General features: G+C 60.1%; 27 protein-coding genes (1 of these 27 running past the window's edge). 16 read left to right on the plus strand and 11 right to left on the minus strand.

Annotated features, from left to right (window positions below; genetic code table 11):
- On the plus strand, positions 1 to 378 hold the final stretch of the coding sequence (locus HX866_RS18680) for a methyl-accepting chemotaxis protein (RefSeq protein WP_177140216.1). Its footprint begins 1,497 nt before the window's first position; the window shows 378 of its 1,875 coding nt (coding positions 1,498-1,875); the start codon falls outside the window, past its left edge; the stop codon is at positions 376 to 378.
- Positions 379 to 472: 94 nt separating this feature from the next.
- The gene (locus HX866_RS18685) at positions 473 to 1,261 is read left to right on the plus strand and encodes a DeoR/GlpR family DNA-binding transcription regulator (RefSeq protein ID WP_177096347.1); all 789 of its coding nucleotides are present in this window, start codon (positions 473 to 475) and stop codon (positions 1,259 to 1,261) included.
- A 36-nt stretch (positions 1,262 to 1,297) separates the two neighbouring features.
- On the opposite strand, the gene HX866_RS18690 is transcribed toward HX866_RS18685, so the two are convergent.
- Positions 1,298 to 2,020, minus strand: a complete 723-nt coding sequence (locus HX866_RS18690) for an SDR family oxidoreductase (protein ID WP_177123931.1) — start codon at positions 2,018 to 2,020, stop codon at positions 1,298 to 1,300.
- 131 nt (positions 2,021 to 2,151) lie between these two features.
- On the opposite strand from HX866_RS18690, the gene HX866_RS18695 reads away from it, so the two are divergent.
- From HX866_RS18695 to HX866_RS18710, 5 genes are all read left to right on the plus strand, one after another.
- Positions 2,152 to 3,048: an AraC family transcriptional regulator gene (locus HX866_RS18695; protein WP_177140217.1), complete on the plus strand. Its 897-nt coding sequence runs from the start codon at positions 2,152 to 2,154 to the stop codon at positions 3,046 to 3,048.
- Between the two features lie 108 nt (positions 3,049 to 3,156).
- Positions 3,157 to 4,026, plus strand: a complete 870-nt coding sequence (locus tag HX866_RS18700) for a Kdo hydroxylase family protein (protein WP_177096353.1) — start codon at positions 3,157 to 3,159, stop codon at positions 4,024 to 4,026.
- A gap of 228 nt (positions 4,027 to 4,254) precedes the next feature.
- On the plus strand, positions 4,255 to 4,380 hold the full coding sequence (locus HX866_RS34390; protein WP_256344948.1) for a hypothetical protein: 126 nt from the start codon (positions 4,255 to 4,257) through the stop codon (positions 4,378 to 4,380).
- 68 nt (positions 4,381 to 4,448) lie between these two features.
- Positions 4,449 to 4,892 carry a TM2 domain-containing protein gene (locus HX866_RS18705; RefSeq protein WP_177096355.1) on the plus strand — a complete coding sequence of 148 codons (444 nt, stop codon included), beginning with the start codon at positions 4,449 to 4,451 and terminating at the stop codon, positions 4,890 to 4,892.
- Positions 4,893 to 5,094: 202 nt separating this feature from the next.
- A complete protein-coding gene (locus HX866_RS18710; protein WP_218179718.1) occupies positions 5,095 to 5,625 on the plus strand; it encodes a sterol desaturase family protein in 531 nt (176 codons plus the stop codon).
- A gap of 18 nt (positions 5,626 to 5,643) precedes the next feature.
- On the opposite strand, the gene HX866_RS18715 is transcribed toward HX866_RS18710, so the two are convergent.
- The 5 genes from HX866_RS18715 to HX866_RS18735 form a co-directional block, all read right to left on the minus strand.
- Positions 5,644 to 6,519, minus strand: coding sequence for a DUF4087 domain-containing protein (locus tag HX866_RS18715; RefSeq protein ID WP_177096357.1), 876 nt, complete (start codon positions 6,517 to 6,519; stop codon positions 5,644 to 5,646).
- A gap of 76 nt (positions 6,520 to 6,595) precedes the next feature.
- Positions 6,596 to 7,774, minus strand: a complete 1,179-nt coding sequence (locus HX866_RS18720) for a GGDEF domain-containing protein (protein ID WP_177096359.1) — start codon at positions 7,772 to 7,774, stop codon at positions 6,596 to 6,598.
- Between the two features lie 150 nt (positions 7,775 to 7,924).
- Positions 7,925 to 8,215, minus strand: coding sequence for a type II toxin-antitoxin system RelE/ParE family toxin (locus tag HX866_RS18725; RefSeq protein ID WP_177096361.1), 291 nt, complete (start codon positions 8,213 to 8,215; stop codon positions 7,925 to 7,927).
- A complete protein-coding gene (locus HX866_RS18730) occupies positions 8,178 to 8,441 on the minus strand; it encodes a CopG family ribbon-helix-helix protein (RefSeq protein WP_177096363.1) in 264 nt (87 codons plus the stop codon). The genes HX866_RS18725 and HX866_RS18730 overlap by 38 nt, the downstream gene beginning before the upstream one ends.
- A 138-nt stretch (positions 8,442 to 8,579) precedes the next feature.
- Positions 8,580 to 9,569, minus strand: a complete 990-nt coding sequence (locus HX866_RS18735) for a LysR family transcriptional regulator (protein WP_177123934.1) — start codon at positions 9,567 to 9,569, stop codon at positions 8,580 to 8,582.
- Positions 9,570 to 9,653: 84 nt separating this feature from the next.
- Here HX866_RS18735 and HX866_RS18740 point away from each other — a divergent pair, with 84 nt between their 5' ends.
- The 7 genes from HX866_RS18740 to HX866_RS18770 all read left to right on the plus strand — a co-directional run bounded on the left by HX866_RS18740 (position 9,654) and on the right by HX866_RS18770 (position 14,863).
- Positions 9,654 to 10,823 (plus strand): M20 aminoacylase family protein, encoded by a 1,170-nt coding sequence (locus tag HX866_RS18740; protein ID WP_177123935.1) that lies wholly within the window; start codon positions 9,654 to 9,656, stop codon positions 10,821 to 10,823.
- A gap of 65 nt (positions 10,824 to 10,888) precedes the next feature.
- Positions 10,889 to 11,677 (plus strand): ABC transporter substrate-binding protein, encoded by a 789-nt coding sequence (locus tag HX866_RS18745; protein ID WP_177123936.1) that lies wholly within the window; start codon positions 10,889 to 10,891, stop codon positions 11,675 to 11,677.
- Positions 11,678 to 11,766: 89 nt separating this feature from the next.
- Entirely contained in the window at positions 11,767 to 12,456 is a 690-nt protein-coding gene (locus tag HX866_RS18750) for an ABC transporter permease (RefSeq protein WP_177123937.1), read from the plus strand.
- Entirely contained in the window at positions 12,453 to 13,166 is a 714-nt protein-coding gene (locus tag HX866_RS18755) for an ABC transporter permease (RefSeq protein WP_177140218.1), read from the plus strand. Before HX866_RS18750 ends, HX866_RS18755 begins: the two co-directional genes overlap by 4 nt.
- Before the next feature lie 20 nt (positions 13,167 to 13,186).
- Positions 13,187 to 13,954 (plus strand): ABC transporter ATP-binding protein, encoded by a 768-nt coding sequence (locus HX866_RS18760; RefSeq protein WP_177123939.1) that lies wholly within the window; start codon positions 13,187 to 13,189, stop codon positions 13,952 to 13,954.
- Positions 13,955 to 14,108: 154 nt separating this feature from the next.
- Positions 14,109 to 14,576 carry a hypothetical protein gene (locus HX866_RS18765; protein ID WP_177123940.1) on the plus strand — a complete coding sequence of 156 codons (468 nt, stop codon included), beginning with the start codon at positions 14,109 to 14,111 and terminating at the stop codon, positions 14,574 to 14,576.
- Positions 14,573 to 14,863: a type II toxin-antitoxin system RelE/ParE family toxin gene (locus tag HX866_RS18770; RefSeq protein WP_177123941.1), complete on the plus strand. Its 291-nt coding sequence runs from the start codon at positions 14,573 to 14,575 to the stop codon at positions 14,861 to 14,863. The genes HX866_RS18765 and HX866_RS18770 overlap by 4 nt, the downstream gene beginning before the upstream one ends.
- A 124-nt stretch (positions 14,864 to 14,987) precedes the next feature.
- On the opposite strand, the gene HX866_RS18775 is transcribed toward HX866_RS18770, so the two are convergent.
- The 5 genes from HX866_RS18775 to HX866_RS18795 all read right to left on the minus strand — a co-directional run bounded on the left by HX866_RS18775 (position 14,988) and on the right by HX866_RS18795 (position 22,320).
- The gene (locus HX866_RS18775) at positions 14,988 to 15,209 is read right to left on the minus strand and encodes a formate dehydrogenase subunit delta (RefSeq protein ID WP_177096365.1); all 222 of its coding nucleotides are present in this window, start codon (positions 15,207 to 15,209) and stop codon (positions 14,988 to 14,990) included.
- Complete coding sequence (gene fdhF, locus HX866_RS18780) at positions 15,206 to 18,094, minus strand: formate dehydrogenase subunit alpha (protein ID WP_177140219.1); 2,889 nt, start codon at positions 18,092 to 18,094, stop codon at positions 15,206 to 15,208. The genes HX866_RS18775 and fdhF overlap by 4 nt, the downstream gene beginning before the upstream one ends.
- Positions 18,091 to 19,650: a formate dehydrogenase beta subunit gene (locus HX866_RS18785; RefSeq protein ID WP_371319270.1), complete on the minus strand. Its 1,560-nt coding sequence runs from the start codon at positions 19,648 to 19,650 to the stop codon at positions 18,091 to 18,093. Before HX866_RS18785 ends, fdhF begins: the two co-directional genes overlap by 4 nt.
- Positions 19,650 to 20,126, minus strand: coding sequence for a formate dehydrogenase subunit gamma (locus HX866_RS18790; RefSeq protein WP_177140221.1), 477 nt, complete (start codon positions 20,124 to 20,126; stop codon positions 19,650 to 19,652). The genes HX866_RS18785 and HX866_RS18790 overlap by 1 nt, the downstream gene beginning before the upstream one ends.
- 1,303 nt (positions 20,127 to 21,429) lie before the next feature.
- Complete coding sequence (locus HX866_RS18795) at positions 21,430 to 22,320, minus strand: LysR family transcriptional regulator (RefSeq protein WP_177140222.1); 891 nt, start codon at positions 22,318 to 22,320, stop codon at positions 21,430 to 21,432.
- Between the two features lie 120 nt (positions 22,321 to 22,440).
- On the opposite strand from HX866_RS18795, the gene HX866_RS18800 reads away from it, so the two are divergent.
- Together HX866_RS18800 and HX866_RS18805 are read left to right on the plus strand one after the other, a co-directional pair.
- Entirely contained in the window at positions 22,441 to 22,881 is a 441-nt protein-coding gene (locus HX866_RS18800; RefSeq protein WP_177140223.1) for a GFA family protein, read from the plus strand.
- Between the two features lie 468 nt (positions 22,882 to 23,349).
- Positions 23,350 to 23,652: a DUF3077 domain-containing protein gene (locus tag HX866_RS18805; protein ID WP_177140224.1), complete on the plus strand. Its 303-nt coding sequence runs from the start codon at positions 23,350 to 23,352 to the stop codon at positions 23,650 to 23,652.
- Positions 23,653 to 23,796 lie beyond the last annotated feature (144 nt).

The raw sequence follows: 23,796 nt of genomic DNA on the forward strand, positions 1-23,796 counted from the left end.
GCCGGACGCACCCAGGCCTCGGCCCAGCAAATCCACGGCATGATCGAGGAGCTGCAAGTCGGCTCCCGTCAGGCGGTGCGGACCATGGCCGAGAGTCAGCAGTACAGCGCAGAGAGTGTCGCCATCGCCAACCAGGCCGGCGAGCGCCTGGGGCAGGTCACCCGGCGTATCGGTGAGATCGACGGGATGAATCAGTCGGTGGCCGCCGCCACCGAAGAGCAGACCGCCGTGGTCGAGGCGATCAATATGGACATCACCCAGATCGATACCTTGAACAAGGACGCGGTGGAGAATCTCAACGCCACGCTCCAGGCCTGTTCCGACCTGGAGGAACAGACGGCCCGACTGGAGCAGTTGGTCAGCGGTTTCCGTATTTGAGGTGCTTTTTACCTGAGGGGCCCTTGCCTCAGAGTTGCCTTTCGCCTGGGAGTCTCGTATAAATCTGCATAAACATGCAGGCTCAGGCATAAACATGCAAAACGGTCATCAAATCTCGGAACTGCCGCATCTGCGGCGGCAAAAGATCCTGTTGTTGCTCGAACGGGACGGCAAGGTCATGGCCTCGGAGTTGGGCCAGCATTTCGCGGTGTCGGAAGACACCATCCGCCGCGACCTCGCCGAGCTCTCCCAGGCCGGCCTGTTGCAGCGGGTCCATGGCGGCGCGTTGCCGCGTCCCAAGGACACTGGCAAGGACTACTTCACCCGGGTCGCCGAACCCAATGAAGTGAAAACCCAGCTGGCGAAAGTGGCCGCGCGTCGGGTCGAATCGGGGCAGATCGTGCTGTTCGACTCCGGTAGCACCACCTTGCAGATCGCCCAGTCGCTGCCGTCCGGGCTGTCGATCACCGCAGTCACCTGTTCGCCGATGATCGCCATGACCCTGGCCGAGCATCCGGGCATCACCGTGATCGTGGCGGGCGGCAAGCTCAACCCGGCGACCATGGCCTCTGGCGGGCACGAAGCGGTGCGGCTGATCCAGGGCGTCAAGGCCGACCTGCTGTTTACCGGCGTCTGTGCTATTCACCCGGAAATAGGGATTACCTCCCTGCATTACGAAGAAGTCGCCGTGAAACAGGCCATGCTCGATAGCGCCTCGCACGTGGTGGCGGTGACCACGGTCGACAAGCTCGGGGCGGTGGAGCCGTTTGTGGTGGCGCCTTGTACACGCTTGCAGACGATGATCACCGAGCGCTTCGTGCCGTCGGAGAGCATCGAGGCTTATCGGCGGATGGGGATCGAGGTCCAACAGATAGAGGAATGAGGCGATGGGGCGCCTCACTACAAGTGGGGCGGCAACTTACCAGGGAATGACACCTCGATCGTCGAAGTAGCCCGCGGTGGGGCCATTTCGGTCGAGCGTTGCCAGCCGGACAATGACCTCGGCGGCCTGTTCAACCGTACGATAGCCACTGTGCTGGTTGAAATCGGTCTTGGTATAGCCGGGATCGGCGGCGTTGACCCGGATTCCGCTGGCCGCCAGCTCTTTGGCAAAGGACAGCATCACTGCGTTGAGTGCCGACTTCGAGCTGTTGTAGCCCAGGATATTGATGGCGGCGAACTCGTTGCTCGGGTCGCTCAGCCAGCCGAACGAGCCCAGGCCGCTGCTGACCATGACGATATTGGCGTGGGGCGCGGCTCTGAGCAGTGGCAGGAAGGCCTGCGTCGTGCGGATCGGACCGAACACATTGACGTTGTAGACCTCCTGGATCGCACTGAGCGGCATGGTGCCGGGTGCCGAGGTATCGCCCAGTATGCCGGCGTTATTGATCAGCACATCAAGCCGCCCGTCTTCTTGTTTCACCCGTTCGGCGGCGTTCCTGACACTGTCGTCGCTGGTGACATCGATCTGCAGGACGCGGATGTCATAACCTCTTTCACGCAACGCCTGGGCTGCGACTTCGCCGCGCAGCGGATCGCGGCTGCCCAGCCAGATCCTGTAACCCAGTTCGCCAAGACGCCTTGCGGTTTCAAGGCCGATGCTTTTGTTGGCACCGGTGATCAATACTGTTTGCTTGAGCATCTGGTTTCTCCTGTGTAAGTGACGCCAGTGTGACTGCCGGTGCTTGGGCGGGCGTGCCGGTTACTGTCCAGTTCTTGCCTATTACTGGCGCTGCGGTTGACGCTTGAGCCCGTGAGTGAGAGTTTTCGACCATGAATAACCGACTTGATGAGCTCAAACATTTCGTGCGCCAGCATGCCCGGGGGCAGCAGACGGCAACCGGTATGTCGCGTCTGTCGATCATGATGGGGGAGACTCGGACAGGCCGTTTGCCGGGGCTCTATGATCCGATGATCTGCCTGGTGTTGCAGGGGGCGAAACGCGTGATGATCGGCGATCAGGTCCTTGAGTACGGCGCGGGTTGCTATTTCATCGCCTCGGCTGAAGTACCGGCCAGCGGTGAGGTCATCGATGCGAGCCCGCAACTGCCGTATCTGGCGGTCGCCCTTGGCTTCGATGCCGAGGTCATCGCGTCGTTGCTGCTGGAGATGCCCGTTGTCGGTGAAAAGAGCCTGGGGCGCAGTTTTGCCGTCAACGTTGCCGACAACGAACTGATCGATGCGTTTGGCCGGATGTTGCGCTTGATGGCACGGCCGCAGGAAATAGCGGTACTGGCGCCGTTGTTGGAACGCGAGATCCTGTTCCGGCTGTTGATGGGGCCCCAAGGGAACATGCTGCGCCAGATTGCCCGGGCCGACAGCCGTCTTTCCCGGGTGCGCCGGGTACTGAACTGGATACGCCAACACTATGTGGAAGGGTTTCGGGTCGAAGACTTGGCGCGGATCGCCGACATGAGTCCGTCGGCCCTGCATCGACATTTCAAGGCGATCACGGCCATGACCCCGATCCAGTACCAGAAGCGCATCCGTCTCCACGAAGCACGTCGTCGCCTGTTGGCAATGCCGGGTGACGCGGCAGGTGTAGCCTTTGACGTGGGCTATGAAAGCGCGTCCCAGTTCAGCCGTGAATATGCCCGTTTATTTGGTGTGCCACCGGCCAGGGATGTCAGGCAGCGGCGTGCAAAAGCCGAGGGCGAGGTGTCTGGCTGAGCCTTCTTGAGAGCGGTTCGATTGACACTGTGGGTAACAAAACATTGCAAAGTTCGGCCGCATCGCCGCATCATTGTAGGCCTATTCCTCAAGAGGCCCCCTGAAGAAATGGACTCTCAGATCATAAGCATCGACACCGCCGATTGGCGGATGCCTGAGGCGAACGCGGACTGGATTGCTGCGTTGGAAGCGGGCAAGGTGCTGTACTTCCCCCGTTTGGCGTTTGAGTTACGGGAAGAAGAGAAGTCTTTGCTCCGTCCGGATATTCGCTCGCCGAAGGCTCGCAACATCAGCCTCGACGCCAAGAGTCAGCTCAAGGGCGCGGAAGGCGATGCCGCCGTGCAACAGGCGCTGGCCGAGATGATCGGGCGTTTCCGTGAGCAGGCGCAGACCCTGGTGTATTCGCTGCTGCCCCGCTACCAGGGGGCTTTGCGCCTGGCGCCTACCAGCTACCGTCCGATGCAGGTCGAGACCCGTGCCCAGTCCTGGCGCGCGGATGATCGTCGCCTGCATGTCGACGCCTTTCCTTCGCGTCCCAACTACGGCGAGCGCATTCTGCGGGTGTTCAGCAACATCAACCCCGAGGGTGTCCCGCGTGTGTGGCGTGTCGGCGAGCCTTTCGAGACGGTGGCCAGGAAGTTCCTGCCACGGGCCAAGCCGTATGTGGCCTGGCAGGCCAGCCTGCTGAAGGCCTTGCGCATCACCAAGTCATATCGCAGTGAATATGACCATCTGATGTTGCAACTGCATGACGGCATGAAAGGCGACCAGACCTATCAGGAAACCGCCGAGCAGGTGACCATGCCGTTCGCCGCCGGCTCGGTCTGGGTGTGCTTCTCGGACCAGGTACCGCACGCAGTCATGTCCGGACAGTACATGCTTGAGCAGACGCTGCATTTACCTGCCGACAAGCAGTACGACGCCCAGTCCAATCCCCTGGCGATCCTGACGCGGATGACGGGTCGGTCGCTGGTTTGATCCTGTGTTGCGCTGGCGTTGCGATCGGATCGGGGGCAACTTCCTGTGTCCCCCTAGACGCCACGCCAGCGAAATAGTAGCTTTCCTGCCCAAAGCCCTCTGCTACTGGCCCTCTCCACGCGCCAGCGACTCAGGCCTTCATAGCGGTTAAGGAATACGCAGTGAAACTGCTGACGACGTGCTGATCTATTTCAGCCTTGTCCGGTAGTCACTTTTCAAGGACGAGCGATGGCCTGTCGGTCCAACTACTCGAACCTGAAAAACCACCCGACCGTATTGATTGACGTCGACGAGTTCTACTCGACGATTGTCGATGGAGCGTTCGCGCAGGTGCAGGTTGCCCGGCAAAAGTGATTTCCCTGCCTTTAATCCCCTGGACACTCTCCCGCATCCCCTGTCCTGTTCTTCCCAAGGAGCTGTAAATGAAAGGCAAGATCCTGAATTACGACACCAACACCCGCAACGGCATTATTTCCGGTGATGACGGCAACCGTTACACCTTCGATGTGGTCGAGTGGAAAGCTGCGGTATTGCCCAAGGCCGGCGCGCGCGTCGACTTCGCCAACAATGGTGCGTTTGCCGAGGCCATCTTCGCCGACGGCGCCGCGGCGAGCGGCAACTCCAAGAAGATCCCGGCAGCCCTGCTGGCGTTCTTCTTCGGCTGCTTTGGCGTGCACAAGTTCTACCTGGGCTACAAAAGCCAAGGCGTGATCATGCTGCTGATATTCCTGTTCGGCTGGCTGTTGGCCGGCATTCCATCGATCATTATCAGTATCATCGCCTTTGTTGAGTTCATTATTTATCTGATCAAGTCTGAAGACGACTTCGAGCAGACTTATGTCGTCGGTCAACGCGGCTGGTTCTGAGTCACTGATCCCTGGGCTTGAGTGAGTCCGGGTCGGTGTCAGCGCTGAAGGGCAGGGGCATGTCGGGTGCTCCTGTTCGACTGAAGAATGCCCTGTCTGTGTAGCGGCTGTGCCTTACCCTCTCGATATCGAGGTATGCTTGAGCACGGCTCAAACATTCCCAGCCGCCTTTCCCGACGTATCTGCGAGCTCACGGCGTTCCATGATCACCCACGTTGCCCTGTTTCTCTGCACCCTGATGGCCATGGAAGGGGTCGGCTACCTGGCGCATAAATACGTCATGCACGGCTGGGGCTGGTTTTTGCACCGTTCCCATCATGAGGAGCACCTGGGTGCCTTCGAGACCAACGACGTCTATCTGCTGATATTGGCGGCGGCAGCCATCACCCTGATCGTGCTGGGCAATAGCGGGTACGACCCGTTGCAGTGGATCGGTGCCGGGGTGGCGGCGTTTGGAATCATCTATGTCGTGGTGCATGACGGCGTCGTCCACCGCTACTGGCCGTTTCGGCCACGGCCGCGTCATCCCTATCTGAAGCGGCTGTATCAGGCGCACCTGCTGCATCATGCGGTGAAGGGGCGCAAGAACAGCGTGTCGTTCGGCTTTCTCTACGCACCTTCGCTGCGCACATTGAAGCGGCAATTGCGTGAGTCCCATGAGGCGACGGAGCGTGAAGAGCCCGGGCGTCCCTCAGTTTGGCGGGGTTACACGAAATACTCTGACGATCGTTGAACACGACTTTTTGAGTCTTTACGGCTTCTCGTCAAACCGAACCGAGCGAATGATCGCGCCAATCGTGTCGAAGTCCTGATAGTAACCCACGGTGTCAAACAGCAACTGCGTCTTGGCGTTGTAGACGATGGCCATCAGGCAAGTGCCTCCGGCGGCGTGAAAGCCGGTCTCTTCGTCACTGACGCCACAGGTCTGGGTCGTCAGCATACCTTTCCAGCCCGGGCCTTCGATGAGGTCGACGGGGCTGGGTGAGTCCATGCCGGCACTGCGCATCCAGACGCCGTCTTCCTGGGAAAAGATCATGCTGTCGGCGGCTTGTTGCAGCGTGCCGTGCTGGACGCAGAGGTTGAGGGTGTATTCCTCGTTGGTCTGAGTCTTTGGCTGATTGATGCTCAGACATTCCTTGTTCTTGCTGACCTTCCAAGCCTTGGGGTAGTTGAAGCTGAAACCTTCGGCCTGGTAGGGCTTCATGTCTTTGGCTGGGGTCGGCGCTGCGGGTGGCGTTGAGGCGAGCGGATTCTCCGGCTCGTGCAAGGTCTTGTCGTTGCGACAGGCCGCCAGTGGCCGGGCGGTGGCCTTGGTGAGGTTGTTCAGGCGGTGGGTCTCGGGATTGGCGCTGGCGCTCAGGCAACCACAGCCGTAGCCGTAATTCCCGTTGGTACGCACCCATTGCGCATCGCTGAACTGCGGCCAATCGCCTTCGGCCTGGTAACCCCCCTGACTGGCGATTTCCCAAGTGCCGTCACGGTCGGTGAGGGTGGCGTTCGCCGGGGTCGGGTTTTCAAACCAGCCGCAGCGGCGTTCAACTTTGTCGGCGGCGTGAGCCGGCAGGACCAGGCCACTGAGCGCGAGAATGAGCAGGGAGAGTTGGCCGTGCAGGGCGAGGCGGGGCATGGAACGTCCTTGTCTTTGCGTATCACAGGGCGGCGGCGTACAGGAGTGGTCGCCGAAAGCAGCGGTGAGCAGGACCTCAGTATGTCCGCAGCGGCTCTTGGCTCGCAAGGGTCTGATCGAGCAGGCGGATGCTGTTGCGCCCTCCGCGTTTGGACTCGTAGAGCGCGGCGTCGCCTTGTTCGATCAACGCCGTCAGACTGGCCGGTGGTTGGTCGAACAGGCTGGCCCCGATACTCAGGGTTACCGCCTCAGGGGTGGTGAATGTTTCCGAGGCCTCCTTGTGAAACTGGCCACGGAGCGCGTCACCCAACGCTACGATTTGTTCGCTTGACGCGTTGCTCAGCAGGATGACGAATTCGTCTCCGCCCAGCCGTGCCGCCAGTGCGTCTTTGGGCAGTGTTGAACGAATCATCCCGCTCAGGGCGATAAGCAGTCGGTCGCCGGCGGTATGGCCGTACAGGTCGTTGACCAGCTTGAAGTTGTCGATGTCGATCAGCAGCAAGGCGCCCGACCGGGTGCTTGAGACTTCATTCAGCAGAGGCGCGGCCCGCACTTCGAGGGCCCGGCGGTTGTACAGTGCGGTCAAGGGATCGCGTTCGGCCAGCCGCGCTATCTGCTTCTCCCGTTGGTAGCGCTCGGTACCGGTCATCGAGAGTGCGATCAGCATGATTGCCATCACGCCTTCGACCAGCGAAATCTGAATGATCCCACCCTGGAACGCGGCAAGGTCGATCAAGGTGCCCGGGACGATGACCGATAGCGCCTTGATGAGATAGAAAACTCCATGGATCAGCAGCACATAGCGCAACTGCACCGCCCCCACGCTCAACGACCTGCCATGGGGACGCAGTAGGAGACTGGCCCTGAGTGTCAACAAGGCCACCAGCAGCGAATTGACCGCCAGCATGACCTTCGACCACGGCAACTCGCCCGGCAGTAACAGCAGTGCAAGCCAGACGATGAGGATCAAGTACCAGGCACGCGACAGGCGCCTTTTCGTGAAGTGCGCGACGCCCAGCAAGAAAAGCCAGTGGGCCATCACCAGGAGGCCGTTGGCGAACCAGATGCCGATCAGCAAAAAGCCGCTTGCGCGCAACAAGGCGAGTGTCGAGCCGACGGTAATGGTCGCAAAACCTGCGCTCCAGAACAGCAGCGAGGATTCACGAATACTGCGCCATTCGATCCCCAGATACAGCGCGGCGGCGGCTGCGAGGGCGATCGACAGGGTTAGCATCGTGGGAGGGTCGAGCGCCATGGTCTGACTGGCCTGTGTGGTGGGCGGTAATGGGGCTCGATTGTAAGCGTTTGGGCTGATTTTTCGGAGGGGGCCTGCTTTGGGTGGTGAGTGTTGGCAGACTTATCGCCTTATCGTTCTTTGAGAGCACGCGAGGCTTTCACAGCTGTGTTACCAGTCTTCTGCGCGCTCCGTGCGTTGGTGAAGGATACGCAAGATCTGGACTTCGCCATGAATTACACGATAAGGGGCTATGAACGGGAACTTGGACAGAATCAATTCTCTGACATCGGGCTGTTGGGAGGGTCTGCCCAATCCTGTAAAGGTTTCCAGTTGTTCCAGCGACTCGAAAATCTGAGCGACTACGTCATCGGCGCAGGCTGCACCCAAGCGTGATTCGTAATGCTCATGAATGGCCTCTAAATCACTGTCCGCTTTGTCCGTCAACGCGATGTTTGGCACGGTTCACCCACTTGGCCTTGATGGTTTTCAGATCTGTCAGGTTACCGGCGTCTGCGTCTGCGATGCCTTCGGCAATTGCATTGATGTGCCATGACTCGGACTCAACGTAACGGGCCAAGGCGCGCTTGAGATGGTATTGGCGGTCACGGTCCGTTGCCGCTGACAGCTGATCGAGCTGTTCAACCAACACCTCGTCGACGCGAAATGACAGCACAGGGGAAGCCATGATTAAGCCCTCATCAGCCGATGTATACACTGTATACGGATGATGTGAATGTATACCTGTAGAGGCGTGCATTTCAACCACTAGCTGAATCGTCGGACGAACGATCTCTCTGCTCTGGATAGTAAATACGAATGGGGCTTACAGTCTCAGCCGTAAGGTTTCAAAAAGCTGCCGATCTTCCTTCTTCGCCGAACGCGCATGGCGCCGAATGACCTGTAACAGGCAATCGGCAAAGCACTGCGCCGGTTTGCTCAGCGCGCCATTGCGGCGTGTCACGATGCTCAGTTGCCTCGGCTCGAACTGTTCCGCCAGCCCGAGGGAAACCACTCGGCCTAGAAAGGGCGGCGCCATGCTCACAATGGACGGTCCCCAGGTACACATCTCGGCCCGCTCGACCATCATCTGCAAGATCGCCAGCGAATGGGCACGAACGATGCGTTTCTCATCAATTTGCGCGCCGTGTTGCCAGAACAACTCCTGCATCAGCCCGTCATGCCCGTCCGGTGCATAGTTCAGCGTCCAGTCCTGCTCCAGCAGTTGATGAATCGATCGCGCGCCTTGTAGGGCATGGCCCTGGCGGACCAGCACCGACGTCTGGTAATCCAGCAAGATTTCGCTGGCAAACTCCTGGGCCGATTGCGTCGGGTGCAACTGGCCAATCGCAAAGTCCATGCTGCCATCGCGCAACAGCGGCTGTGCCACCGCCATCAGGCTCTCAAACAGCTCCAGACGGATTTCCGGCATTTGTTGACGAAAGGCCACCACCACTTCGGGCAAGAAAGTCAGCGCGATCCAGGGTGTAACCCCGACACATAGCCGCCCCTGAGCCTTGCCACGCAGGTGATCAAGTTCGGTTTGCGCGTGCTCCAACTGTTTGATCACCAGCCGAGCGTGAGTCAGCAAAACCTTGCCGTATTCGGTAAAGCTCAGGCCGCTGGGCGTTCGGGTGAAAAGCGGTAGCTGCTGGCTGGTTTCAAGCTCGCGCAGGGCTTTGGTCACGGCGGCCTGGGAAATATCCAGCGAACGCGCCGCCGCTCGGATGCTGCCGGTTTCAGCACTGGCAATCAGCGCCTGTAATTGATGCAGCTTCATCCGCTCACCCTGGTGACAACTCATGGTTGTCATCATAACCAAACTGCGTCTCCCCAGCCCAGGGTCCCTTCCCTAAGATCCACCCCATCAACCGCTCAGATCTCGTCGAAGGGGTACACCATGGATGCCGGCCATGTCCTGCCTGGTATTACAGCGATACAAGATGAAATGATCGCGTTGCGTCACAGCATTCACGCGCATCCCGAGCTGGGCTTCGAAGAGTTCGCCACCAGCGAGCGTGTTGCTCAGTGTTTGATCCAGTGGGGTTTTCAGGTGAGCACGGGTGTCGGCAAGACCGGCGTCGTCGGCACGCTGAAAAATGGCGAGGGTCGGTCCATCGGTTTGCGTGCCGACATGGATGCACTGCCGATTCAGGAAACCAGCGGCTTGTCCTATGCCAGCCGGATCGACGGAGTCATGCATGCCTGCGGTCACGACGGTCATACGGCAACCTTATTGGCGGCGGCCAAGCACCTGGCCGACACCCGGACGTTCAACGGCACGCTGCAAGTGATCTTCCAACCGGCCGAAGAAGGGTTGGGCGGTGCGCGGAAAATGCTTGAGGAAGGCCTGCTCGAACGCTTTCCCTGTGACGCGATCTTTGCCCTGCATAACGTGCCGGGTTATCCCGTCGGGCATCTGGGCTTCTACAGTGGACCTTTCATGGCGTCAGCCGACACGGTGACGATCACTATCCTCGGCACCGGCGGCCATGGCGCGGTGCCGCACAAGGCGATAGACCCGGTGCTGGTCTGCTCGTCCATTGTGATTGCGCTGCAGAGCATCGTCTCGCGCAACGTCAATCCACAAGAAATGGCAATTATCACCGTGGGCTCCCTGCAGGCCGGCAGCGCGTCGAATGTCATCCCGTCCAGTGCACAGATGAGTCTGAGCGTGCGGGCGCTGACGCCTGAGATTCGCCATTTGCTCGAAGTCAGGATTACCGAGCTGGTGAATGGTCAGGCCGCCAGCTTCGGTGCCCGGGCCGAGATCGACTATCAGCATTGTCATCCCGTATTGATCAACCATCCCGAGCAGACCGCGTTCGCCCGCGAGGTCGCCCTGGACTGGTTGGGCCAAGAGCAACTGATCGACGACCTGCGGCCCTTCACCGCGAGTGAGGACTTCGCCTTCATCCTGGAAAAGTGCCCCGGCAGTTATCTGGTGATTGGCAACGGTGAGGGGGAGCGCGGCTGCCAGCTGCACAACCCCGGCTACGACTTCAATGATGCCTGCCTGCCGATCGGGGCGAGCTACTGGGTCAAATTGGTCGAGGGTTTCCTGAGTTGAGACGCCGCACTTTCGGGCGTCAAGTTGTACAAAAAATCGTCTGTGGTCTGAAGAGGAAAATAACAATGAACAAGATGATTGCGGCTGTATCCCTGGCTTTCCTGACGGCCTCCAGTCTGGCCGGCGCGGCCGACTGGTCCGGTAAAACCTTGAAGTTGGGCATCGATCCCACGTACCCACCGCTGGAGTACAAAAACAAGGATGGCTCCCTGACCGGCTTTGGGGTCGATATCGCCGAAGCGCTCTGTGCTGAGCTGAAGGCCCACTGTGTCTGGGTTGAAAGCAGCTGGGACGGGATGATCCCGGCGCTGCTGGCGCGCAAGTTCGACGCGGTGGCGTCGTCGATGACCGTGACACCCAAGCGCCAGGAGCAGATCGCCTTTACCGACAAGGTCTCCAATGCGCCGGCCCGGTTGGTGGTCAAGCGCGGATCGGGGCTGCTGCCGACCCTTGAGTCACTCAAGGGCAAGCGCATTGGCGTGGAACAGGGCTCGACCCAGGAGGCGTTTGCCAAGGCCGTTTGGGGGGTGAAAGGTGTGGAGGTGCTGTCGTATCAAAATCAGGACCAGGTCTATGCCGACCTGGTGGTGGGCCGACTCGATGCCTCGCTACAGGGCGCCATTCAAGCCAGCTACGGTTTTCTCGGCACTGCGGCGGGCATGGACTATGAGTTTGCCGGTGCGACCCTGGATGATCCGGCCTTTTTTGGTGTCGGCGATGGCATCGGCTTGCGCAAGAACGATGTCGAGTTGCGTGAAGACTTGAACAAAGCCCTGGCGACGATTCTGGCTAATGGCACTTACGCGCGCATCAATAAAAAGTACTTCGATTTCGACGTCTACGGCGCGAAATAACCCCTCGCTACTTTGAACGGAGCGGTCGTGCGGGCCACTCTGTTACCGCATCCCCTTCACCTCACCCGAATAAGAACAAGGAGAGTGAAATGCTTCTGGAAGGCTTTGGCCCGCAGATTCTGCTGGGCACCCTGGCCACACTCAAACTGGCGCTTTGCTCACTGCTGATCGCCGTTCTGGCCGGGCTGATCGGCGCCAGTTCCAAGTTATCTTCCAATCGCTTATTGCGAGCGTTGGCCAGCGCTTATACGACGGCGATTCGCAGCATGCCGGATCTGGTCATCATGCTGTTGCTGTTCTTCAGCCTGCAGATGCTGCTCAATCGGATGACCGATTGGTTGGGCGTCGGCCAGGTCGATATCGATCCGTTTCTGGCCGGTGTCGTCACTCTGTCCTTTATCTATGGCGCCTACTTTACCGAGACGTTTCGCGCTGCCTTCCAGGCCGTTCCGGCTGGCCAGCTTGAAGCGGCGCGGGCTTATGGGATGAGTCGCTGGAACACCTTTGGCAAGGTGCTGTTCCCGCAAATGCTGCGTCACGCGCTGCCGGGCATGGGCAACAACTGGCAGGTGCTGATCAAGTCCACGGCCCTGGTTTCGATTATCGGCCTGACCGATGTGGTCAAGGCCACGCAGGATGCGGGCAAGGGCTCGCTGCAGTTCTTTTATTTCACCCTGGTCGGTGGCCTGATCTACCTCGCCATTACCACCGTGTCCAACGGGGCGCTGATGTGGCTTGAGCAGCGCTATTCGGTCGGTGTCCGGAAGGCTGCGCTATGACGGGTATTCTCGGTGACTACTGGCAGGCGTATTTGTGGCGTGACGGGCCGCACTTTTCCGGGTTGGTCGTGACCTTGTGGTTGCTCATCCTGGCGGTGCTGATGGGCTTTTTGTTGGCGTTGCCGTTGTCGATTGCCCGGGTCAGCCGCAATCCGCTGCTGCGCCTGCCGGTCTGGTTTTACACCTACGTGTTTCGCGGTACGCCGTTGTATATCCAACTGCTGTTCTTCTACACCGGTGTGTACAGTTTGCAGGTGGTTCGCTCGCAGGATTTGCTCAACGCGTTTTTCCGTGACGGCTTCAACTGCACGGTGTTGGCGTTCGGGCTCAATACCTGCGCTTACATGACCGAAATTTTCGCTGGCGCCATCAGGGCTGTTCCCTACGGTGAAATCGAGGCGGCCCGCGCCTACGGGATGAGCCGGCTCATGCTTTACCGGCGCATCGTCCTGCCCTCGGCGTTATGCCAGGCCCTGCCGCTGTTCAGCAATGAAGTGATTCTGATGCTGCATTCCACCTCGGTGGCGTTCACCGCCACGGTGCCCGATTTGCTGAAGATTGCCCGGGACGTCAATTCGGCGACCTACGCCTCCTTCACCGCGTTTGGCATTGCCGGGCTGCTGTATGCCGGCAGCGCGTTTTTCCTGATCTGGCTGTTTCGACGGGGTGAACTGCATTGGCTGGCCTACCTCAAACCCCGGACGCACTGACTCCAAGCGGATTTGCTCGAATGTATAAGTTGATCGTTGAAGATATCCATAAAAACTACGGCAGCCATGAAGTCCTCAAGGGCGTCTCGCTCAAGGCCAAGGCGGGTGATGTGATCAGTATCATCGGCTCCTCGGGGTCGGGGAAAAGCACCTTCCTGCGTTGTATCAACTTTCTTGAACAGCCGTCGGCGGGGCGCATCGTTGTCAATGCCGAGGAGCTGCTCACACGCAAGCACTCAACAGGCGACTTGTGTGCGGTCGAGCCCCGGCAGTTGCAGCGGATACGTAGCCAGCTGTCGATGGTGTTTCAGCATTTCAATCTGTGGAGCCATATGACGGTGCTGGAGAATCTGATCGAATGCCCGATGAGCGTGCTGGGTATTGGTCGCAAGGAAGCCCAGGAGCGGGCGCGTCATTACCTGGCGAAAGTGGGCTTGCTGGAAAAGGTCGAGGGTCAATACCCGGCCCATCTGTCCGGTGGTCAGCAGCAGCGTGTCGCCATTGCCCGTGCGCTGGCGATGGAACCTCAGGTGATGCTGTTCGACGAGCCGACCTCGGCCCTGGACCCGGAGCTGGTGGGCGAAGTGCTCAAGGTCATGCAGCAGTTGGCGGAAGAGGGCCGGACGATGGTGGTGGTCACCCATGAAATGGCCTTTGCCAGGCAGGTGTCGAACCACGTGGTTTTTCTGCATCAGGGCCGGATCGAAGAGCAGGGCATTCCCGACAGTGTGTTTGAACAGCCGCGTAGCGAGCGGTTGAAGCAGTTTCTGGCGGGGAGTCTTAAGTAGTTACGTTAAAGGTGGGTTTCGTCAGTCGCCAAGTGGGAGAATCCAGTGATTACCTACAGCCTCCAACGGTTAGGCAAGTAGGGCGGAAATTGCAGGTTAATTGTTATTTGTGTACTTTTATAACAATTAACCGTGATGCTATAGGACAATCGCCATGCACACTCTCACGTTGGAACAACTGCGGGCCACCACCGCTGCGGGTGGCATTGTCGGTGTCACCTTGAAAGCCCTGGGCGGGGCTTTTTTCGTTCAGGTAGAAACCCGGAGCGGAGACGCTGCCCTATTGGCCAAGGCGCGTAGCAGCGAGCCGCGCAGTTTCGGCAATCCTGGCCAGGCCCTGAACCTGCTGCTCGGGCTTGGCCTTGTGGTCGGCGCCTTCGATGTTGCGCTTTGGAATCCCGAGGACAGGAGCGCCAGCCGGACCCGACCAGACCGGGCAGAGGCACTGAAACGCACGCATGGGGCCGCCGAGCACGACAAATGGTTTCGCGAGCAGGTACAGCAAGGGCTCGCCGAAGCGGATGATCCGAACACCCAGTGGGTGTCCCATGAAGAGGCGCAATCAGGCTGGGCTGCGAAACGAGCTGAGTTGGCGAAACGCATCAAGGAGGGTGGTTCTTGATTATCCGCTGGCTCCCCAGTGCGATTCACGACCGTGATGTACAGCTTGATTATATTGGCGAGCGCAACCCTCGCGCTGCGATCGATCAGGGTGATCGCATCGAGCATCAGGTCGGCCAGTTGCTCGATCACCCTGAGATGGGGAGGTTCGGTCGTATCGAGGAGACGCGCGAACTGGTCATTGGCGGCACCCCGTTCGTCGTTGTTTATCGACTCAGGCCCCGCCTCAAGCGCATCGAGATTATCCGTTTGTTGCACGGTGCCCAGCAGTGGCCGAAAACTGATTAAGCGAGTGCGATGGTGCGTTGCCAGGCCCTGTTTCAGAAACGTAGAGCGTCGGTTTTAAAAGCACTGAAACGCCCCTCGACCGGTCTTCACCGACCAAGGAGCAATCCCAATCAGTCGTCTGAACCTAGGCCTCCCACCCGGCCCCACTGACCGCCGCCTGCGCCAGTGGGTGCAAGTCTTCCCCTTGATGTTCCGTCTGCCAGGCCAGCAATTCCTTGCGCATGCCGGGCGTCCAGAACATCTGCAGATGATTACGCACGCCGAGCACGGCCTGTTGCTGATCCGGTTCGCTGGCGAAGTACTGGGCGATCTGGTTGGCCATCTTGATCAGGTTCTCGGTGCTCATCGGCGTACCTCGGCTTTGCTTCCGGCAACGCGCTCATGGCGACGTTCATCCAGCAACCGTTGCTGTTCATCACTGAACGCCTGGTAGCGTTTTTGCCACTCGGAAGGGTGGTAGACGCGGCTGACTTCCACAGCGGTGACCTTGTACTCCGGACAGTTGGTGGCCCAGTCGGAGTTGTCGGTGGTGATGACGTTTGCTCCCGACTCAGGGAAGTGGAAGGTGGTGTACACCACGCCCGCCGCGACCCGTTCGGTGACCCGCGCCCGCAGTACGGTTTGCCCAGCGCGGCTGCCGATACCGACCCAGTCACCCTCGTTGATGCCACGGCTTTCGGCGTCGCTCGGGTGGATTTCCAGACGGTCTTCGTCGTGCCAGGCGACGTTGTCGGTGCGCCGGGTCTGGGCACCGACGTTGTACTGGCTGAGGATACGCCCGGTGGTCAGCAGCAGGGGATAGCGGTTGTTGACCTTTTCCTCGGTGGGTATGTAGCCGGTGAGCATGAAGCGCCCCTTGCCGCGCACGAATTGCTCGATGTGCATGGTCGGCGTGCCGTCTGGTGCAGCGGCGTTACACGGCCATTGCAGGCTGCCGTGGCGATCCAGTTCGGCGTAGCTGACGTTGGTGAAGGTCGGTGTCAGGCTGGCGATTTCATCCATGATTTCCGACGGGTGCTGGTAGTGCATGGGGTAACCCAGGGCGTTGGCCAGGGCCACCGTGCCTTCCCAGTCGGCCTTGCCGCCCAGGGGTTCCATGACCTTGCGCACCCGGGAGATGCGTCGCTCGGCATTGGTGAAGGTGCCGTCCTTTTCCAGGAACGAGCTGCCCGGCAGGAACACGTGGGCGAACTTGGCGGTTTCGTTGAGGAAAATGTCCTGTACCACCACGCATTCCATGGCCGATAGCGCTGCGGTGACGTGCTGGGTATTCGGGTCGCTCTGGGCGATATCTTCGCCCTGGCAATACAAACCCTTGAAGCTGCCACCCAGGGCGGCTTCGAACATATTGGGAATCCGCAGGCCCGGATCAGGTTGCAGGGTGACGTTCCAGGCCTGTTCGAACTGCGCTCGTACCACCTCGTTGGAGATGTGCCGGTAGCCGGGCAACTCGTGGGGGAAGGAACCCATGTCGCAGGAGCCCTGCACGTTGTTCTGCCCACGCAGCGGGTTCACGCCGACGCCTTCGCGACCAATGTTGCCCGTGGCCATGGCCAGGTTGGCGATGCCCATGACCGCCGTGCTGCCCTGGCTGTGCTCGGTGACGCCCAGACCGTAATAGATCGCCGCATTATGGCCGCCGGCATACAGGCGGGCGGCGGCACGGATGTCGGTAGCGGCGACTCCGCAGATAGGGCCGAGGGTTTCCGGTGAGTTTTCCGCGCGGCTGACGAACTCGCTCCAGCGGGCGAAATCGTTGCCCTCGCAACGGGCGTCGATAAAGGCCTGGTCGAGCAGGTTTTCGGTGACGATAACGTGGGCCAGGGCATTGAGCATGGCGACGTTGGTGCCCGGACGCAGCGCCAGGTGCAGGTCGGCGCGGCCATGCACCGCGTCCACCAGGTCGATGCGTCGCGGGTCGATAACGATCAGTCGCGCACCTTCACGCAGGCGCCGTTTGAGCTGGGAGGCGAACACCGGGTGGGCGTCGCTGGGGTTGGCGCCCATCACCAGGATCACGTCGGCCTGCATCACCGAGTCGAAGCTCTGGGTGCCGGCGGACTCGCCCAGGGTTTGTTTCAGGCCATAACCGGTGGGCGAGTGGCAGACCCGTGCACAGGTGTCGACGTTGTTGTTGCCGAAGGCGGCGCGCACCAGCTTTTGCACCAGATAGGTTTCTTCGTTGGTGCAGCGGCTGGAGGTGATGCCACCAATGGAGTCGCGGCCGTATTTTTGCTGCAGCCGGCGGAATTCGCTGGCGGCGTAGGTCACCGCTTCATCCCAGCTGACTTCCTGCCACGGGTCTTTGATGTTCTGGCGGATCATCGGCTTGGTAATGCGATCCGGGTGGCTGGCGTAGCCCCAGGCAAAGCGCCCTTTGACGCAGGAGTGGCCGTGGTTGGCCTGGCCGTTCTTGTCAGGGACCATGCGCACCAGCTTGTCGCCTTTCATCTCGGCGCGGAACGAGCAGCCCACGCCGCAATAGGCACAGGTGGTGATCACGGCGCGTTCCGGCTGGCCCAGTTCGACCACGCTTTTTTCCATCAGGGTCGCGGTCGGGCAGGCCTGCACGCAGGCGCCACAGGACACGCATTCCGAGTCGAGGAAGTTATCGCCACCGGCGGCTGCAACGCGGGATTCGAAACCGCGTCCGGTAATGGTCAGGGCAAAGGTGCCCTGGGTTTCTTCGCAGGCGCGCACGCAGCGGTTGCAGACGATGCACTTGCTCGGGTCGTAGTCGAAGTAGGGGTTGGAAGTGTCCTTCTGGTCGGCCAGATGGTTTTCGCCTTCGTAGCCGTAGCGCACTTCCCGCAGGCCGACCTGGCCGGCGACGGTTTGCAGCTCGCAGTTGCCGTTGGCCGAGCAGGTCAGGCAGTCCAGAGGGTGATCGGAGATGTACAGCTCCATGACGTTGCGGCGCAGTGTGGCGAGCTTCGGCGTCTGGGTGTGCACGCTCATGCCTTCGCTGACCGGCGTGGTGCAGGACGCCGGGTAGCCGCGCATGCCGTCGATCTCCACCAGGCACATGCGGCAGGAGCCGAAGGCTTCCAGGCTGTCGGTGGCACAGAGTTTGGGGATGGTGGTGCCCAGCAGCGCGGCGGCGCGCATCACCGAGGTGCCTTCGGGCACGCTGATGCTGCGGCCGTCGATGTTCAGGGTGACCTGCACCTGGCTGTCGCGGGCCGGGGTGCCGAGGTCGATATCGGTGTTCGGGTCGAAGAGCGTGATCATTGGTCGGCCTCCGAGGGCTGCAGACCGAAGTCGGCGGGGAAGTACTTGAGGGCGCTGGCCACCGGGTAGGAAGTCATGCCGCCCAGTGCGCAGAGCGAGCCGTATTGCAGGGTGTCGCACAGGTCCTTGAGGATGATCGCCTGGGCATCGCGACCGTTCTGGTCGGGTGCGGCCAGCAGGCGGTCGATCACCTCCACGCCACGGGTCGAACCGATGCGGCAGGGGGTGCATTTGCCGCAGGATTCCTCGGCGCAGAACTGCAGGGCGAAGCGCGCCATGTGGGCCATGTCCAGGCTGTCGTCGGCTACCACCACGCCGCCGTGACCGAGCATGGCACCGATGGCGGCGAAGGCTTCGTAATCCAGCGGTGTGTCGAATTGGCTGGGGGGCACCCAGGCGCCGAGTGGGCCGCCCACTTGAGCGGCCTTCAGTGGTCGGCCACTGGCGGTACCGCCGCCGTAATCCTCCACCAGTTCCCGCAGGGTCAGTCCAAAGGCCCGTTCCACCAGGCCGCCGTGACGAATATTGCCCGCCAGTTGGAAAGGCATGGTGCCCAGGGAACGGCCCATGCCGTAATCGCGGTAGAACCGCGCGCCCTTGGCCAGGATCAGCGGCACCGAGGCCAGGGTCAGCACGTTGTGCACCAGGGTCGGCAGGCCGAACAGGCCCTTCAGGGCGGGAATCGGTGGCTTGGCGCGGACGATCCCGCGTTTGCCTTCGAGGGAGTCCAGCAGCGCGGTTTCCTCACCGCAGATATAAGCGCCGGCACCGACGCGTACTTCCAGGTCGAAGGTCAGGCCGCTGCCGCTGACATTGGCGCCGAGGTAACCGGCGGCGCGGGCGATGTCCAGTGCGTCGCGCAGTGTGGCGACAGCCTGTGGATATTCCGAGCGCACATAGATATAGCCGTAGTTGGCGCCGACGCTGAGACCGGCAATGGTCATGCCTTCGATCAGCAGGAAGGGATCGCCTTCCATCAACATACGGTCGGCGAAGGTACCGGAGTCGCCTTCGTCGGCGTTGCAGACAATGTATTTCTGCGCCGCCTGGGCGCTGCGCACCGTGCGCCATTTGATCCCGGCGGGGAAGGCCGCGCCGCCACGGCCACGCAGGCCTGAGTCGAACACGGCGGTGGCGGTCTGCTCACCGCCCAGGGCGATGGCCTGGGTCAAGCCTTCGAAGCCGCCGTGGGCCAGGTAATCTTCCAGTGACAGCGGTCGAGTAATGCCGGCGCGGGCGAACAGCAAGCGTTGTTGGGTCTTCAGATAAGGCAACTGCTCCACCGGGCCCAAGGCCAGGGGATGTGTGGATGGATCGCCTTGCAATGCATCAAGCAGGGACGGTACATCGGCGACTGTCAGCGGGCCGAAGCCGAGGCGGCCTTGGGGGCTGTCGATTTCCAGCAGCGGTTCCAGCCAGTACAGGCCGCGTGAGCTGGTGCGTTGCAGGTCCAGCGGCAGATTGCGTGCTCGGGCCTGGGTGACAAGGGCCACGACGACCTCATTGGCACCCACGGCGCGGGCAACGGAATCGGCGGGTAGATAGAGGATCTGCATCATGCGTCCTCCTGGCAGGCATCGAGCAGGGCATCCAGGCGCTCGGCGCTGAGTCGTGCGTGCACCTGGCCGTCGAGTTCGAGTGCGGGCGAGCAGGCGCAGGCGCCTAGGCAATAGACCGGACGCAAGCTGATGTTGCCGTCGGCACTGCTGCCGTGGTCGTCCAGTTGCAGGCGTTCGCGCAACTGCGCGGCGAGTTGCTCGGCACCGCGGCTCTGGCAGGACTCGGCCCTGCACAGGCGCAGGATATGCCGGGCGGGGGGCGCGGTGCGGAAGTCATGGTAGAAGCTGATCACCCCGCGCACTTCGGCCTGGCTCAGGTTGAGGGCGTGGGCGATTTCGGGGACGGCGGCATCGGGAATGTAACCGACGCCCGCCTGAATGGCATGAAGGATGGGCAACAGTGCGCCGGGGGAGCCTTTGTGGCGCTCCAGCACGGTGTTGACCATCGGCAGGTACAACATCTCATCAGGCATACAGCATTCCTCACGGTCACGGACAAACCAGGTGGTCGTCGGTTGTCCGAAAGTGTCGGCTGCGGCATTCACACCACGTCACGGTATCGTGGCATTTTCAGGCCGTTGGCCAGGCACCCTGAGCGGGCATCTTGTTGGGCCCGGTGCGGTCTTTGCCGCACCTCTTCAGGGCATAAAGGACAGCTTGCCATGCGGCCTTTGGTTCATCTGCACCAAAGCGACTTGCGCGGTTCTTTTTGCGACTGCTCATTGAGTCTAGATGAGTGTGGGGCAGGGGGACGGCCCAGAAGGGGAGGGATGCCCTTTTGCTCAGAAAATCGAGGCGAAAAAAAACCGCCTTAGTAGGGCGGTTTTTTCCGCAAACCCAATATGAAAGCGGTTTGCTCATCTCATAGAGTATCGTTAGCGCGTACTGATGTTACTGATGCCAAGCATATTGTGCAATGCTTTGCGTGATATCCACGGCTCGACAAGTATTGAGCTCAGAGCTGCGGTGTCCCTCTCAAGGCTTCGCACATGGCCGTACATCCCGTTGGTAACTCAAAAGCAAGACGAAAAAAACCGCCTTAGTAGGGCGGCTTCTTCCGCAAATACGATATGAAACCGATTTGCTTGTCTCATAGAGTTCTCGCGTGGACAGCCCTATATTACTCAGGCTAATCACGTTGTGCAACGCTGCAGCATCCGGTGATTTGGCTGAAACAGGACAGGCTTAGTTCTGAAATATTTTGATTGAAGTTTAATGAGAAAGTAACTCGATAGAAACATTTAATGACCGATGTTCGGGTACGATGTCGGCGCTCTCACGCTAAAAGAACTTTACGAGGTAGCCAGGCCCTGCGCGCGCATTCGGGTCCCCCTGACACGGTTTAGTACCCGTGCCGGATTCATTCAGGGGGCCACCAGCCCGGCCGCCTCAAAGAGTATCGTTAGCGCGAAACTCGAAGGTGTACGTGTTCCGGTAAGTACGCTGGAGGTTTGGCCCACCTTGGGGGGCCAAAGTATGTCAAAGATTCTGCGACGTACCTGGAGCCTCGTAGTAAACGCAGTGCGGGCTTATCGCTTGTATGAGTTTCTACGGGATCATTTCGATAATCAGCGGTAAGGGTTGTTGAGGTGGCCCGTCCCGACTTCGGTTGGGGCGGGTTTAGTATTGCCCCTCACCATTTGATTGCCTATTCCCTTCGCTTTGTCCTTTAGTCGCAATCCCGCCTTTACCTCATCACGAATGCTGGACGACGTGATGCCAAAAATAAATCTGTCCCGCTTTTCCCTAATCCACTGTCCGCGAAACATGCAGTCGCTACCGCGCAAGATACTGGCCCAGCGATTGTGCCAATGCATCGAATACCATGGCGATCCGCTGCACGCGCCGCAGGTCCTGGTGCATGGCGATCCAGATATCCACGCTGAAGTTGACCTGGTCAGGCAGCACCCGGACAAGGTTGTGATGCTGCGCCAACTGGCTTGAACACACGCCTATCCCAAGGCCGGCATTGAGGGATGCGAACTGAGCGAGGTGATCGTCGGTGCGTATGGCCGTGTGCTCTGGTGTGCAGACAAAGCCTTGCTGGCCCAGGAACTCCATTTCCATCAGATTACGGTCCGGCCCGATCAAGGGATAGTTGCTCAGTTCCGCTGGACTTAGCGGCGGGCCACTCTGCTCCAGCAACTCCGGTGCGGCGTACAGGCCGACGTTCAGATCGCCGACATAGCGCGTTACCACGAAGGCTTCGGTGGGGCGTCGAATTCGCACCGCGACATCGGACTCTTGCAGTGCCAATGCTTCCAGACGGTTCGACACACTCAACTCAACGGCCAATTGGGGGTAGTCGCGGCGAATTTCACGCAACATCGGTGGCAGCACCTCGACGCCGAGCAGCGTGCTGCTGGTGAGGCGTACCGTACCGCCGGGCACGGCGGTCTCGGCGGAGGCGGCACGAGCAAAAGCCTCGGCGGCCAGTGCCATGGATTCGACGTGGCCGATCAGATCCCGGGCGGTGTCCGTGGGCATCAGCCCTGACGGGGAGCGGATAAACAGACTGACCCCTACGCTACGTTCCAGCGCTTCTATGCGCCGACGTGCCGTGGCCTGTGCGATCCCCAGCAAGCGTGCCGCACCGGAGAGGCTGCCGGTTCGAAGCACGGCCAGAAAGGCGCGTTGGGTTTCCCACTGTAACTGAGGGGCGTTCATACATTTCCTATGAGCCGCTGGGCAGGTTTGGATAATTTTCTTTGTGCCGGCACTGCGGCATGCTTTGCCCAGCTTATCGCAACCCATCCCGCGCCATCGCGCGCAAAGGAGAACTCCCTTATGGCACTTGCTGGCCAATGCCGTTGCAGCGCAGTGACGTACACCTTGGCAACGAACGATCCAATGGCGATTTATGCCTGCCATTGCCGTGACTGTCAGACCTGGAGCGGCAGTGCTTTTGCCTTGCATGCGTTGTTGCCCGAAGGCGCTCTCGAAGTGAGTGCCCCGTTGGTCGAGTACGCCTATGAGTCAGACGGGCAAACCTCTCGCCACTTCGTGTGTGGCACCTGTCATACGCGCATCTACAACAGCACATCAGCAGCACCGGGCATGTGGGTCTTGCGCGTCGGGACGCTCGACAGCAGTCCCGCAGTGGCACCGATGGCGCATATCTGGATCAAGCACAAACAGCCCTGGCTGAGTCTGCCGGAAAGTGTCCCGTCCTGGGATGAAAGCCCCACCCCAGAGGCATTTATGCAGGCCTTGAGTGGCATGCGCTGAGTCGACGTCGCAGTGAGGGATATTTGATGAAGTCTGCCCGAATGGGTGGTTGGCAGCCGGATAGAACCCATGCCGATTGATGGCGTTCGCACTTGAAATATTTCGCTTCAAAAGCTCCCTTGAACGCGTTCATCTCCCCGCTATCCTTTCCTTGTCGCTGCCAATTCAGCGACCAGGCCTGGAAACCTGTCGAAACAAAAGATAGGCGCATAGGCGCCACCATCCATTAGACTGCTGGCGCTTTTTTGTGTCTGCATGTCCGTGTTATGGCGGCTGTGCGCGGGAGACCTTCGGGTCTGCCGGGTGCCTATCTTCCCGGTTTTCCAGCCTGCGTACAGCTGCCACCCTTCGCCTGGAAACGAATGGTGTGTAGCTCTTCTTTATAAGATGGGAGTTACGCATGAACGTTTTGATCCAAGAGCTTCAGCTATCAATCTTCAGTACCTCCGCATTGCCCGGAGGTGCCCAATGACGACCCAACCCCCCTTCAAGACCCTGGGCATCATTACCTTTTCCACCTGCGGTTCCCAAGGCCGCGAACTGTTTCGCGTCAATCCCGGTGTGCCGATCCTGGAAGCCATGGAACACGCTTCCATCCTGCTGTACTGCGCCAAGGCTTTATCCCTCGATGCGGCGTTGGAAAGAGAGGATGGAGAGCGCTACGCCTGGGCGTCGCATTACCTGGGGGAGATGGGGAAGGCGGTGATTGATGATCTGACGCAGGGGATGTTGAGTAGCGCGAGTGGGGCGATGTCGGATTGTGGGCGATGATTCGGATTTTGTGATGATTGGGGGGACGCCATCGCCAGCAAGCCGGCTCCTACATTAGTAGTCAGTGTTCGCAGGGTGCTAGGTGGGGCGGGTGATTTGATTTTTCGGTATGTAGAAAAGGCCTTGGGCTTCAAGGCCTTTTTT

Source organism: Pseudomonas gingeri (genome assembly GCF_013386165.1).
GTDB lineage: Bacteria > Pseudomonadota > Gammaproteobacteria > Pseudomonadales > Pseudomonadaceae > Aquipseudomonas > Aquipseudomonas gingeri_C.